Source organism: Flavobacterium celericrescens (assembly GCF_011392075.1).
Classification (GTDB): Bacteria; Bacteroidota; Bacteroidia; order Flavobacteriales; family Flavobacteriaceae; genus Flavobacterium; species Flavobacterium celericrescens.
The window spans coordinates 316937-330214 of record NZ_JAAJBV010000001.1 but is presented as its reverse complement, the minus strand read 5'-3'; the positions used below and the strand labels follow the sequence as shown (position 1 = coordinate 330214).

Here is a 13278-nt window from a genome sequence, read left to right as displayed (position 1 = left end):
GTTAATCAGATTCAAATGATTGTTAACAAGTTGTTAATGGTTGTTTTTTGCCATTCAATTTTTGTAATATCGGGGTCAATATGAAATTTAATAGACTAAATACAGTAATCTTTATTGGGTTTTTAGCCATTGTAGGTGTTATTATCATGCAGTTGTTTTTACTCAATCAAGCGTATATTTTTGAAAAAAGAGATACAGAAGACAAAATCCATTTTGCGTTGCAAGATGTGGTGGAAAAAATCTATCGAGATAATAAATCGGAATTACCAGTTGCTAATCCTATAAAAAAGGTAAGTGAAAACTATTTTATTGTAAATGTAAATGATGTTTTTGAAAACAGAATTTTAGAACATTATTTAAAAACAGAATTTGATAAAGTAAAGTTAGAATTAGATTTTGAATATGCTATTTATGATTGTAGTTCAGAATCTATGGTATATGGAAATTATATTTCGATAGACGGAACTCCGTCAAAGGTTTGTGAAGATTGTTTTTCTAAAAACACAGATTTAACCTATTATTTTGCTATTCGTTTCCCACATTTAAAACAAAGTTATTTTACAAGTTTGAGCCAATATTGGGTGTTTACAGCGGTTTTATTTTTAGTGCTTATTATTTATGTGTATTCTGTTTTTTTAATGTTACAACAAAAAAGATATACAGAATTGCAAAAGGATTTCATCAACAATATGACGCATGAATTTAAAACACCTTTAGCATCAATATTAATTGCATCAAATTATGCCAACACTCAAAATGAAATAAAAGACAATCCAAAGTTGTCAAAATACATGCAAATTATTATCAATCAAAGTAATAAACTAAATCAGCATATAGAAAAGATTTTATATGTGGCTAAAACAGATAGTAATCAAATTGTGCTTGAAAAAACTAAGGTTGATGTTAATTCAGTTTTAGAATTAGTTAAAGAAAATATTTTACTAAAGCATCAAAAAAGCATCCAAATAGATATTTTATTAGAAAAAAAATATTTTGTTATGGCCGATGAATTTCATTTTTATAATCTAATTTATAATGTGATAGATAATTCGGTTAAATATGCTGAAAACGAAGCAAGCATTCAAATTAAATCGAACGAAACAAATAAAGGTTTGTTTTTAAATTTTTCAGATGATGGCGTTGGTATTCCAGAAAAAGATTTGCCGTTTGTTTTTGATAAATTTTATAGAGTTGCACGTCAAGACAATAAAGATATTGAAGGGTTTGGAATAGGGTTGTCTTATGTTAAACGTGTTTGTGAATGGCACAAATGGAATGTTTCAGTTAAAAACAATGACGACAAAGGAATTACAGTTTCAATTCAAATAAACAAAAACGATTATGAGTAAAAAACGAATTTTATATGTAGAAGACGATGAAACTTTAGCGTTTTTAACAGCTGATAATTTAGAGCAACATTTTGAAGTTTCACATTGTAATAATGGCAAGGAAGCTTTTCAATTATTTTGTAGTACACCATTTGATTTGTGTGTTTTAGACATTATGTTGCCCGACATGGATGGTTTTGAAATTGCAACAGAAATTAGAAAACGTAATCAAGAAATACCAATTATTTTTCTATCAGCAAAAACCATGAAAGAAGACAGAATAAAAGGTTTAAAACTTGGTGCTGATGACTATTTAGTAAAACCATATTCTATAGAAGAATTGATTTTAAAAATAGAAATATTCCTTAATCGAAGCCAAAAATCAACAGATAAACCGGCTTTAAAAAATTATACATTTGGTAGTTTTCATTTTGAACCAGAAAATTATTTATTAAAAAATGACACTCAAAAAATAACACTGACGGAGCGTGAAGCCTCGTTATTGCAATTGTTTTTAGATAATCCTAATACGGTTTTAAAAAGAGAAAAAATTTTAATAGCACTTTGGGGAAGTGACGATTATTTTTTAGGCAGAAGTTTAGATGTTTTTATCTCAAGATTACGAAAAATTATAAAAGAAGAAACCCACGTAAGAATTGAAAACATTCCTCGCGTGGGCTTTAAGTTAGTGGTAGAATAAAAATTATTCTATACTCATCATATACGTTTCAAGAGCTTTTCGATCTTCTTCTGACATGGCTTTTGTAATTACAAAATTAGCTTTCATAATCTCATATTGAGAAGGATCAACTAATGGTTCTCCTTCGCCATTAATAAAAGAAGCAATACTAGCATTTTTTTCTTTATAGGTTTTTGCAATGTCTTTAATTGCAGGACCTACAGTTTTTGCATCAGCTTTATGGCAGGTTGCACAAGTTCCTTTTCCTTCAAAAAGTTCTTGTCCTTTTGCTAATAATGGGTCACTAGCAGTTTCAGGTTGAGCCGCTGTAGTTTCAGTTGTTTCATCAACAGTGTTGCCCATTGCGTCAGTTTCTTTTTTGTCTCCACAATTAGACACCGAAATTGCTAAAGCAAAAGCAGCTAAGGATTTTAGTACGAGTTTCATTTTGATAAAATTTAGAAATATCGATAAAATTACAATATCACAAGCATATAGAATGTGATAAATGTCACACAAGAAAAATGTCTATTTTAACAATTTAACAATATCCTTTGCAAAATAGCTAGCGATAATATCTGCGCCTGCTCTTTTAATAGCAGTGGTTTGTTCTAACATTACTGCATCGTGGTCTAGCCAACCTCTTTCAGAAGCGGCTTTTATCATCGCATATTCACCAGAAACTTGATAAACAGCCACCGGAACTTCTGACATGTTTTTTACTTCGCGAACAATGTCTAGGTAAGAAATTCCAGGTTTAACCATTACAATATCTGCTCCTTCTTCAATATCCATTCGGGTTTCTCTTATAGCTTCCAAACGGTTGTGGTAATCCATTTGGTATGTTTTTTTATCTTTCGGAATATCAATTAAATCTACTGGAGCACTATCTAAAGCATCTCGAAATGGACCATAATGCGCCGAAGCATATTTCGCACTGTAGCTCATAATTCCTGTATTTATGAACCCATTATTTTCTAATAACTCGCGCATTTCTAAAATTCTTCCATCCATCATATCACTTGGCGCTACAAAATCGGCTCCTGCTTGTGCGTGCGATAATGCCATTTGAGCCAGAAATCCAGAAGTTTCGTCATTTAAAATCATTCCGTTTCCTACAATTCCATCGTGACCATACACAGAATAAGGATCAAGAGCCACATCTGTCATTACAATCATTTCTGGAACAGCGTTTTTTATCACTTTGATAGCGCGTTGCATTAATCCGTTTGGATTTAATGCTTCTACACCTTTATTGTCTTTTAAATTATCGGGCACTTTTACAAACACTAAAACTGATTTTAAACCCATTGCCCAAAGTTCTTTTACTTCTTTTTCTAACAAGTCAAGGCTATATCTGTAATAATTAGGCATAGAAGGAATTTCATCCTTTACACCTTTTCCTTCCACTACAAAAAGAGGTACTAGAAAATCATTTGGTGATAATATGGTTTCACGAACTAATGAACGAATACTTTCATTGGTTCTTAATCTGCGGTTTCTTCTAAGTGGGAACATTATGGTTTGAAATTTGATGTATAAATATAAATGTAATTTTGGAGTGGTAAAGTTAACTATTTTTACCGAATTCTTTCCTTTTAAAAACAGTGTATGTGTTAATTAAATCTTATTTTTGCAACATGAAGAACATGATTTTTCTTATTATTTGTCTTTTACTAACGGGTTGTTTTGAAGTAACAGAAAAAATCAAACACAACAATAATCAAAGTGGTGATTATAGTTTAGTGGTAGATTTTTCAAGTTCGTGGTTAAAAACCAAATCTGCAATTCTATTAGAAGAAGTAGATGGAGTAAGTATTCCTAGCGAAGAAGAAATTAAAACAAAGTTGGCTCAATTTAGAGCAGATGCTTCTAAAATTAAAGGCGCTTCTAAAATTTCTACTTCGTATGACTTTAGCAATTATGTTTTTAAGATCAACTTTTCTTATAATTCTTTAGAAACATTAAATGCAGTTTTAAATACCATTGACAAGAAAAATAATTTTGTTCATTTTAAAAATAATAATGGAAAATTTGAACGAATCGCATCGTATCCTTTACCAAAAAATTTAATCAAAAACGACGATAAAAAAGAAGATTTACTTAAAGCAAATATTACTGCAGTATATACTTTTGATAAAGATGTGGCTACAGTTCAAAACCCAAATAGTAAACTTTCAAAATCAAAAAAAACAGTCTTTTTAAAACAAAACATTTGGAATGTTTTAAACAATAATAACCTAATGAATAATGCCATTAGTTTCAATCCTTAATTTATATGAAAAAGTTTTTTTATTTATTTCTAGTTCTTCCAACAGTACTTTTTAGTCAAAAAAATCAAGAAAAACACGATTATTTTGTGCAGTTCAATACGCCTCAATTTGCTAAAAAAGTAAATATTGATGAATTATTTAATCATAAAGCGTTTAAAAGTTTTAATCGAGAAAGTTCAGACTTTAAACTGAATGATTTTATTTCGTTTATAGATAAAACAAAACCAGTTGTTATTCATGGTAATTTTACAGATAGTATTGCGTATTATCAAATAACATTCCCTTTGAAAGATGCAAAAGGCTTGAAAAATTTTATTCAAAAAAGAATTGATAATAACAATCTTGATACTTCAGATTCAATTCCAAGTACAATACAAACACATTCAAAATATGCTGTTTATTCGCCAAAAAATGAAGACTATTCATTGGCTTGGAATAATAACAATTTCATTATTTATGGACTTGTAGAAAGCAATTACACGCCAGTTTATGATTATGGTTTAGCAGCAGATAGTACTGCTGTTGCTTACGATGAAGAATATTATGAAGAAGGAGTAGAAGATGCGCCTATAGAAGTAGTTGAGATTGAAGAAGCAACGGATGATGCGCCACCTGCAATTGAAGAAGTGGTTCTAGAGAAAAGATTAGCAGATGATACAGCTGTTAAAGTTTATGGAGATGTACAAGAAGACGAGGAACAAGAATATGAAGAGGCACCAGTTGCAGTTGAGGCATATGATAATTCATATTATAACAAATGGTTAGAAGAGAGTAGAAGAGAACAAGAACAAGCGCGAAGAGAAAAACAAGAAAAACAAGAAGAACAAATTGCACTTTTGTTTGAAAATGAATTTCAATTTCCAACTTCAAATAAGATTAATGCAAAAGCAGATATTTCTTCATGGGTTGATTACCAGTCAGTTTACGGAAAAATGAGTTCGATTAATTATTTATTCAGAACATTTTCGCCAAACGCTAATGCTACCTCATATGAAAACACCGTAAAGGGAATGAATGTTGATTTTTATTTTGAAAATGATAAAGCGAGAGTTGAACAAACGGTAGAATACTCGCCATCTTTAGCAAAAGTTATGCAGAAAATTATTGCTAGAAAACCAAATAAAAATATTTATAATTATTTCCCAAAAGAAACGCCTTTGGCTTATATGACATATCATTCAAGCACAGAAGAAGTTTTGAAAAGCTATCCAGAAATTACAGAACAAATTTTAGCAAACTTGCCATTTGACAAACAAGACACCGAAATCATCACCGATTTAGTAAGCACAATTGTTGATGAAGAAGCAACGGCAACACTTTTTGACGGAGATATTTCTATGTTTTTGCATAGTATGGAACCGTATGAATATAAGTATACAGGATATTCTTATGATGAAGATTACAACCAAGTTAAGGAAGAAAAAACCATTACTAAAACAAGACCTGTTTTCACAATGATTATGACATCAACTCATCCAACAATGGGTGATAAACTGTTGAATTTGGGTGTAAGAAAGAATGTTTTAGTAAAAGAAAACAATTATTATGTAATTAAGGAATTTACAGAAGTTGGAAAAATAGCATTACTAAAAGACGGAGATGTTTTTGTAATTACAAATGGATTAAATTACTTGAACAATGGAGCAAAATCAAATTTTTCTAAACAAGTAAAAAAAGATTTAGGCAAAAATTATATGTACGGAAATTTTGATGTACAACGTTTTATGAAAAGCTTATTGTTGAGCGAAGATTTTGGAAGAGAAACCGAAAAAATGTTAAAAGTGAGCAATCAATTTAAGAATATTGAATTCAAATCTTCAAACAAAATAAATGATAATAAAATGAAAGTTGAAATGGAAATGAATTCAAACTTTTCAGATAAAAACATTATTTTACAAACTTTAGATTTAGTAGATTATTTAAACTAAACGCAAATTTGTAATAAAATTAAAAGCACTAATTCTAAATGGAGTTAGTGCTTTTTTTTAATTTCATTTTCTTATTTACTTTTTCGTAAAGTTTTTTTACTTTTTTTGGCGGATTAAATCGATATCCAAGTGTAAATTTGAACGTTGAGAAATTATCATTCAATCTAATTTTCGCATCTGTATCTTGAACAAAATCAGTAAAATTCAAATTAATAAAGCTAAAAAATGAATCCACATTATACCCAATTTTAAAACTTCCCGTTACTTCATATAAAGATGAAAAATCGCCATCCACATCGTTAAATCCAAAACCAGGTGAAAGTCCAGCTGAAACCAAAAATTTTTCTTTAATAACTAAATTATAAAAGTAAGAAGCTGAAAGCGTTGCTAAATAAACATCACTATGTTCGCCACCACTTCCGTTGTTAAGGTCAAAATTGGTATAATAAAAACTAAAATTCGGAATAAAACTTCCTGCGCTTTTGGTTTGCCATTCTTTTTGATTGGCAATGGTTTTAAACGAAAATTTATCATTAAAAACATAAGAAGTTGTTCCGCCAATTTTTGTAGTTCTTAATCGAGGTAGAAAAACGGTTACATCATCTTCTACATAAAATCCTTTTTGATTAATGAATATAATGGACTGCATCCATTTTTTATGATAAAAACGAGTGCTAATGGTAAATAATTTTGAACCCGAATTATCTTTGTTTTCCTCAAAAAACTTTGGCGAAAATCCATAACTAACATCAATAAATTTATAACTAAGATTGGCGCCAATTTGTGCTTTTCGGTTGGGAATTAAGCTCAAGTGTTTGTTTTCGCCGCCAGAATCAAACAGAAATTAAAAACTGTTAGAAGTGTCTATAAAATATAAACTACTGGTTACTTTTTCGTCATAAGATTTAAAAAAAGGAGTGGACAAAGAATCATTTTGAGCCACTCCTAAAATAGTTCCTAAGCAAAAAAATATGTAGCTTAATTTTATATCCATTCAATTGGTTTTGCTAATACTTTTAGTAATTTTTCTTCCTCGCTTCCTGGTTCAGGATGATGGTCATACACCCATTGTACATGTGGTGGTAAACTCATTAGAATACTTTCAATTCTGCCGTTGGTTTTTAGGCCAAAAAGTGTGCCTTTATCGTGAACTAAATTAAATTCCACATAACGACCACGACGAATTTCTTGCCACGTGCGTTGTGCATTCGTATAAGGCAAATCTTTCCTTCTTTCTACAATTGGAACATACGCTTGTAAGAAAGAATTCCCAACTTCTGACACGAAATTGTACCAATCTTCCATAGACATTTGCTCAGTTGCTTTTAAATAATCGAAAAACAAACCGCCAATTCCACGAGCTTCAAATCGATGTGCGTTCCAAAAGTATTCGTCACATTTCTTTTTATAGTTCGGATAAAATTCAGGGTCATGTTTGTCACAAGCGGTTTTACAAGTTTGATGAAAATGTTTGGCATCTTCTTCAAACAAATAATATGGTGTTAAATCTTGTCCGCCACCAAACCATTGGTTGATGATATTACCGTTTTCATCATACATTTCAAAATAACGCCAGTTTGCGTGAACGGTTGGCACCATCGGATTTTTCGGATGAATTACTAAACTTAATCCGCAAGCAAAGAAATCCGCTTCTCCAACACCAAACATTTTTTGCATGGTATCTGGCAATTTGCCATGAACGGCTGATATGTTTACACCGCCTTTTTCAAAAACGTTACCGTTTTCAATTACACGTGTGCGACCGCCACCACCTTCTGGTCGTTCCCAAATGTCTTCTCTAAATTTAGTACCACCATCAATGTCTTCTAATCCTTTACAGATTCGATCTTGAAGGTTTTGTATGTATTGGTAGAATTTATTTTTCAATTTGAAAGTGTTTTTTTCGAAGTTTTATTATCACAATAATTCCAACAATAACTAATGTAATGATTAATCCTATGATTAGTTTGTTAGATATTTTATCTTCGTTTTTAGTAATTCTATTTGGATTATTTTGAGTAACATTATTTTTATTTATTGAATTAGTCTTTGCATAAAAATTTTGTGCGAATTCAACATCTAAATCTTTGTTTTCAATAACCCAATTTGTTTCTTTCTTTTCAATTTCAGCATATCTTTTTTCTCCAATTTCAATACCTTTTTTAACTTCTTTAAGTAATTCTTCATAAGTGTTTTTGTCACGTTCCTGCATACTTAAAAACATTTGAATGTTTTCTTTGGTTTTGAGAGAAACTGAACCAGCATTGTATAAATCAGAAGCCATAAATGCCATAGCTGCTAATCTTTTAGCACTAGGTGTATCATATGACTCATTAAGTAAAACATCTCCAAGAGCATTTAAAAGAACAGGTGAATTATAATTGCCAAAACGCATCATACCTAAAATTCCTTTTACAGCTTTTTTAATTTCATCTTCAGGGAGAAAATCTTTCGTTAAATTATTTTTGGTTTTGTATTTTTCTAATAAAAAGATGTAAAAATTATTAGATTCAGACTTCTTTTTTTGGGTTGATAGAATAAATTCAACAAGATATTTTTGATATATTTCTCTACCAAAGTGTGCCTCAGGATTTATTTTGATAGCTTTATTAATAAATTTTAATCCTTCTTCAAATTGTCCGTCATGGATATAAAAAGTACCAAGGTTAGCGAATGTTTCATATAAATTTGGAGCAAATTTTTCCTTAAGCTTCATAAGTTCAATAGCTTTTTTATCATTTCCTAATTTTGAATATGCTACTGCTAAATCATCAAAAAGCAAAGGATCTTTACTTCCTTTGTCAATTTGAGGTTGAATTCTCGCAATTCGCCATTGGTAATATGAATTGGAATGCCTATCAAAATTTCCAGTCATTAATTCAAAAGCATCCGGAAATTTTTGTTTTTCCATTGCATAAGTGTCTCTATCCCAAAGACATGCATTAATAAAGTTTGAAAAGAATAAAACAAATACAGTTAAAATTACTCTCATTATAAAACATTTTTATTTTTGATACTCCTTCACCGCCTCAACAAAAGCCTTAGCATGGTCTACAGGAATGTTTGGTAAAATACCATGACCTAAGTTGACGATGTATTTGTCTTTTCCGAATTCGTCGATCATTTCATGAACCATTTTTTTGATGGTTGGGATTGGCGATAACAAACGACTTGGGTCGAAATTCCCTTGTAAGGTAATGTCACCACCAGTTAAATAGCGTGCATTTCTTGGCGAACACGTCCAATCTACTCCTAAAGCTGATGCTTTTGATTTTGACATTTCATTTAAAGCAAACCAACACCCTTTTCCAAATACGATGACTTCCGTTTCTTCAGCTAAAGCTTCCACAATTTGGTTGATGTATTGCCATGAAAATTCTTGATAATCTACTGGAGAAAGCATTCCGCCCCAAGAATCAAAAATTTGAATGGCATTACAACCTGCTTTTACTTTTTCTTTCAAATATAAAATCGTGGTATCGGTAATTTTTTGTAATAATAAGTGAGCTGCTACTGGATTTGAAAAACAAAATCCTTTAGCCGTATCAAAACTTTTAGAACCTTTTCCTTCTACTGCATAACAAAAAATCGTCCATGGTGAACCAGCGAAACCAATTAATGGCACTTCGTTGTTCAACATTTCTTTGGTTAGTTTTACTGCATCCATTACGTAACCTAACGTTTCGTGAATATTCGGCACAAAAACTTGATTTACTTGTTCAGCAGTACGAATCGGATTTGGAATTATCGGACCTAAATTGTCTTTTAATTCTACATGAATTCCCATAGCTCTTGGCACTACCAAAATATCTGAGAATAAAATAGCTGCATCCGGTTTTACAATACGAATGGGTTGCACGGTAATTTCAGCTGCTAATTCTGGCGTTTCGCAACGGGTGAAGAAATCATATTTATCGCGTAATGCTCTAAATTCTGGCAAATATCTTCCGGCTTGACGCATCATCCAAACAGGTGGGCGCTCAACAGTTTCTCCTTTTAATGCTCTTAAAAATAAATCGTTTTTAATCATTTTTGATTGCTTTAGGCTTTAAGCAATAAGCTATAAGCGTTTATAATAATGTATTACTTCGTTAATTACATTTTCAACAGTGGGTTGTGATGCAATTACAATGTTTTTTGTTCTATTTTCTAATGCTTTTGCCGTGGTTGTACCGATACAAAAGCAAATTTCGTTTGTTATTTTATTACTTTCTAAATAGCTATTTACAGCTGATGGGCTAAAAAATAATAATGCGTCTATTTTCTGTTCGATTTTATATGGTTTTAATATGGTTTCATAAACAACTATTTCATTAAATGTGATATTGTTTTTGATTAGCATATTTGGCAACTCGTCTCTTCTAATATTGCCGCAAAAAAACGTGAAACTTTCTGCACAATAAATCGATGTAATAATTTCAGCTAAATCTGTACTATATTCTTTGTAAACTAAAACTTTAAATCCATTTTTCTCTAAAAGTGCTTTTGTTTTTAATCCCACACAAAAAGCATTTTTTTTCTGAAGTTCCGGAATTAATTCAGGATATTTTAATACACTTTCAACAGTATTTTGACTACTAAAAATTAAATTATCGTTAATTAGTTTTGCTTCAAAATCTTTGCTTTTTATTTGAATAAAATCTTTTTCAGCGAAGCAAAACTTTTTATCTAAAAATAGTTGCTTCTGATTTTGTAAAAGCGTTTTAGTAGATAGTATATTGATGGAGTTTGGCACGAACTATTTTTTTAAGACGGTTCTAATTTTTTCCATTAACTGAGTCCCACCGTTATCTAAAATCTCTTGCGCTGAATTAAATCCTAGTTTTTTCCATTCTGAAACCGCAACTTTTGTTTCAATTGCTAATTTTTCTTTTCCATCAATTGAGAGTAACACACCTTTAAAATCAATGATATCTTCATCTTCATTATAATTTGCAATAGCTCCAATAGGTGCTGTGCAACCGCCTTCAAGTGTTTTTAAAAACTGTCTTTCAATATAAGTACAAATTTCAGTTTCTATGTGGTTTAATTGAGAAACTGCATCAATGGTATAATTATCGTTTGCCATAGCAACAACTACCATTGCGCCTTGTGCAGGAGCTGGAATCATCCAATCTAAATTGATAAAACTATCTGGTTTTAAGTTTATTCTTTCTAAACCAGCAGCAGCAAAAACAGCACCGTTCCAATCGCTTTCATTTAACTTTTGCATACGTGTATTTACATTGCCACGTAAATCTACTACATTGTGATTTGAATATTTATTTAACCATTGTGCTTGTCTGCGTAAGCTTCCAGTAGCGATAGTTCCTTCCGAATTTAAAAAATCTAAATTGCCTTTGTGAACTAAAATATCAAGAGTATTAGCTCTTTCTAAAACGGCTGCTTGAATAATTCCGATAGGTAATGCTGTAGGAACGTCCTTCATTGAATGAACTGCAATATCCACTTGACCATTTAACATAGCTATGTCTAATGTTTTGGTGAAAATTCCTGTAATACCAAGTTCATATAGCGGCTTGTCTAGAATAATATCTCCTTGTGATTTTACAGCTACTATTTCTGTTTTGTAGCCTAAATCATTTAGTTTTTTTTGAACAGTGTGTGCTTGCCAAAGTGCTAGCTCGCTATCACGAGTTCCTATTCGAATTGTTTTATTCATTATTTTGCAAGCGTTTCAATTTGGAAAATTTTTTCAATCCATTCAATACTTTCATCTACCATTGTTTCGTCATCTTTTAGATGATTTGCAAAATGGTTCGTAATTTTTTGAATAATGCGAGCGCTAATTAATTCAGCTTGTTCTTCGTCAAAATTAGCTATTTTTTTTCGTTGAAAATTTAATTCTCCGTCTTTAATTGAATTTAATTTTGCTTTTAATGCGTGAATTGTTGGAGCAAACTTACGTTGCTTTGTCCAAGCAATAAATTCATCTTTTATTTCTTCAATAATAGCTTCTGCGGCAGGAATATGTTTTTTTCTGTTTTCTAATGTTTCATCTGTCATTTGCGCTAGTTGGTCCATGTGGACTAAAGTTACACCTTCCAAATCTTTTACGTTTTCATGTACGTTTTTTGGAATAGACAAATCAAGAATCAAAAGTGGTTTCTTTAGATTTAAAATGGCTTTATCTACAGTTGGGTTTTGTGCTCCAGTGGCAACAACAACAACGTCAGCTTTTTGAAGTTCTAATTGCAAATCAGCATAATCTTTTACAATTACATTTAATTTTTTTGCAATTTTCTCAGCTTTATCTTTGGTTCTATTAATTAATGTAATTTGTTCGTGTTTGGTATGTTTTACCAAGTTTTCACAAGTATTTCTTCCTATTTTTCCTGTACCAAAAAGTAAAATGTTTTTTGAGGCAATGTCTTCTACATTTTTAAAAATATATTGTACAGATGCAAAAGAAACAGAAGTTGCACCAGAAGAAATTTCGGTTTCGGTTTTAATTTTTTTGCTGGCTTGAATCACAGCATTTACTAGACGCTCTAAAAACGAATTTACTAAATGTAGTTCTTTACTTTGTACAAATGCATTTTTAAGTTGGCTGATAATCTCAAAATCGCCTAGAATTTGACTATCTAACCCAGTTCCTACGCGAAACATGTGTGAAATAGCCTCATGATTTTTATATACAAATGCTACTCTTTGAAAATCTTCAACGGTTCCTTGACTGTTTTCGCAAAGCAATTTGATTAATTGAAAGGGATGTTGCGCAAAACCATATATTTCGGTACGATTACATGTTGAGGTAACCACTAAACTCTCTAAGCCTTCTTTTTTTGCTTGATGTAATAAGTTAATTTTAGACTTTTCATCTAAACTAAACTTACCTCTCATTTCTGCATCGGCTTTTTTATAACTTAAGCCAACAGCATAGAAAGTAGGATGCTTTGCAAATGTGTTGTTTTCCATATTTTATACTCTTCCCTAAAAGTTAAACAAAATTATTAGTAAACAATTTATAAAAGTAACGCTTAAAGTACTTTTTATGTCGCTCAAAGATATTTTGTATAATAATTGTCTTTTTAGCGTTATTTCTTTTAAATTTGTAGCAAAATCAAGTG

General features: G+C 30.9%; 13 protein-coding genes. 4 read left to right on the top strand and 9 right to left on the bottom strand.

Going from position 1 to position 13278, the window contains the following annotated elements; genetic code table 11:
- The first annotated feature begins 80 nt into the window (after positions 1–80).
- Together G4L40_RS01520 and G4L40_RS01515 are read left to right on the top strand one after the other, a co-directional pair.
- Positions 81–1349: a sensor histidine kinase gene (locus G4L40_RS01520; RefSeq protein WP_166235317.1), complete on the top strand. Its 1269-nt coding sequence runs from the start codon at positions 81–83 to the stop codon at positions 1347–1349.
- Positions 1342–2028 carry a response regulator transcription factor gene (locus tag G4L40_RS01515; protein WP_166235315.1) on the top strand — a complete coding sequence of 229 codons (687 nt, stop codon included), beginning with the start codon at positions 1342–1344 and terminating at the stop codon, positions 2026–2028. The genes G4L40_RS01520 and G4L40_RS01515 overlap by 8 nt, the downstream gene beginning before the upstream one ends.
- A 3-nt stretch (positions 2029–2031) precedes the next feature.
- Here the strand turns inward: G4L40_RS01515 and G4L40_RS01510 are convergent, their stop codons facing one another.
- Positions 2032–2454, bottom strand: coding sequence for a c-type cytochrome (locus G4L40_RS01510; protein WP_166235314.1), 423 nt, complete (start codon positions 2452–2454; stop codon positions 2032–2034).
- Between the two features lie 81 nt (positions 2455–2535).
- The gene (hemB, locus tag G4L40_RS01505; protein WP_166235312.1) at positions 2536–3525 is read right to left on the bottom strand and encodes a porphobilinogen synthase; all 990 of its coding nucleotides are present in this window, start codon (positions 3523–3525) and stop codon (positions 2536–2538) included.
- A gap of 131 nt (positions 3526–3656) precedes the next feature.
- Here hemB and G4L40_RS01500 point away from each other — a divergent pair, with 131 nt between their 5' ends.
- Positions 3657–4280 (top strand): hypothetical protein, encoded by a 624-nt coding sequence (locus G4L40_RS01500; protein ID WP_235922563.1) that lies wholly within the window; start codon positions 3657–3659, stop codon positions 4278–4280.
- 5 nt (positions 4281–4285) lie between these two features.
- Positions 4286–6208: a DUF4836 family protein gene (locus G4L40_RS01495; protein WP_166235308.1), complete on the top strand. Its 1923-nt coding sequence runs from the start codon at positions 4286–4288 to the stop codon at positions 6206–6208.
- 34 nt (positions 6209–6242) lie between these two features.
- Here the strand turns inward: G4L40_RS01495 and G4L40_RS01490 are convergent, their stop codons facing one another.
- The 7 genes from G4L40_RS01490 to hemA form a co-directional block, all read right to left on the bottom strand.
- Positions 6243–7049 carry a DUF4421 domain-containing protein gene (locus tag G4L40_RS01490; RefSeq protein WP_262886052.1) on the bottom strand — a complete coding sequence of 269 codons (807 nt, stop codon included), beginning with the start codon at positions 7047–7049 and terminating at the stop codon, positions 6243–6245.
- Positions 7050–7192: 143 nt separating this feature from the next.
- Complete coding sequence (gene hemF / locus G4L40_RS01485) at positions 7193–8095, bottom strand: oxygen-dependent coproporphyrinogen oxidase (RefSeq protein ID WP_166235306.1); 903 nt, start codon at positions 8093–8095, stop codon at positions 7193–7195.
- Positions 8085–9200 carry a tetratricopeptide repeat protein gene (locus G4L40_RS01480; protein WP_166235305.1) on the bottom strand — a complete coding sequence of 372 codons (1116 nt, stop codon included), beginning with the start codon at positions 9198–9200 and terminating at the stop codon, positions 8085–8087. The genes hemF and G4L40_RS01480 overlap by 11 nt, the downstream gene beginning before the upstream one ends.
- Positions 9201–9212: 12 nt before the next feature.
- Positions 9213–10238 (bottom strand): uroporphyrinogen decarboxylase, encoded by a 1026-nt coding sequence (hemE, locus tag G4L40_RS01475; RefSeq protein WP_166235303.1) that lies wholly within the window; start codon positions 10236–10238, stop codon positions 9213–9215.
- Between the two features lie 30 nt (positions 10239–10268).
- Positions 10269–10943: a uroporphyrinogen-III synthase gene (locus G4L40_RS01470; protein ID WP_166235301.1), complete on the bottom strand. Its 675-nt coding sequence runs from the start codon at positions 10941–10943 to the stop codon at positions 10269–10271.
- Positions 10944–10946: 3 nt separating this feature from the next.
- Positions 10947–11870, bottom strand: coding sequence for a hydroxymethylbilane synthase (hemC, locus tag G4L40_RS01465; protein ID WP_166235299.1), 924 nt, complete (start codon positions 11868–11870; stop codon positions 10947–10949).
- Entirely contained in the window at positions 11870–13126 is a 1257-nt protein-coding gene (hemA, locus tag G4L40_RS01460) for a glutamyl-tRNA reductase (protein ID WP_166235298.1), read from the bottom strand. Before hemA ends, hemC begins: the two co-directional genes overlap by 1 nt.
- Positions 13127–13278: the final 152 nt, after the last annotated feature.

Bases quoted from the DNA above. Each gene is read 5' to 3' on its own strand.
- G4L40_RS01520 (WP_166235317.1), top strand. From the start codon at position 81: ATGAAATTTAATAGACTAAATACAGTAATCTTTATTGGGTTTTTAGCC.
- G4L40_RS01515 (WP_166235315.1), top strand. From the start codon at position 1,342: ATGAGTAAAAAACGAATTTTATATGTAGAAGACGATGAAACTTTAGCG.
- G4L40_RS01510 (WP_166235314.1), bottom strand. From the start codon at position 2,454: ATGAAACTCGTACTAAAATCCTTAGCTGCTTTTGCTTTAGCAATTTCG.
- hemB (WP_166235312.1), bottom strand. From the start codon at position 3,525: ATGTTCCCACTTAGAAGAAACCGCAGATTAAGAACCAATGAAAGTATT.
- G4L40_RS01500 (WP_235922563.1), top strand. From the start codon at position 3,657: ATGATTTTTCTTATTATTTGTCTTTTACTAACGGGTTGTTTTGAAGTA.
- G4L40_RS01495 (WP_166235308.1), top strand. From the start codon at position 4,286: ATGAAAAAGTTTTTTTATTTATTTCTAGTTCTTCCAACAGTACTTTTT.
- G4L40_RS01480 (WP_166235305.1), bottom strand. From the start codon at position 9,200: ATGAGAGTAATTTTAACTGTATTTGTTTTATTCTTTTCAAACTTTATT.
- hemE (WP_166235303.1), bottom strand. From the start codon at position 10,238: ATGATTAAAAACGATTTATTTTTAAGAGCATTAAAAGGAGAAACTGTT.
- hemC (WP_166235299.1), bottom strand. From the start codon at position 11,870: ATGAATAAAACAATTCGAATAGGAACTCGTGATAGCGAGCTAGCACTT.
- hemA (WP_166235298.1), bottom strand. From the start codon at position 13,126: ATGGAAAACAACACATTTGCAAAGCATCCTACTTTCTATGCTGTTGGC.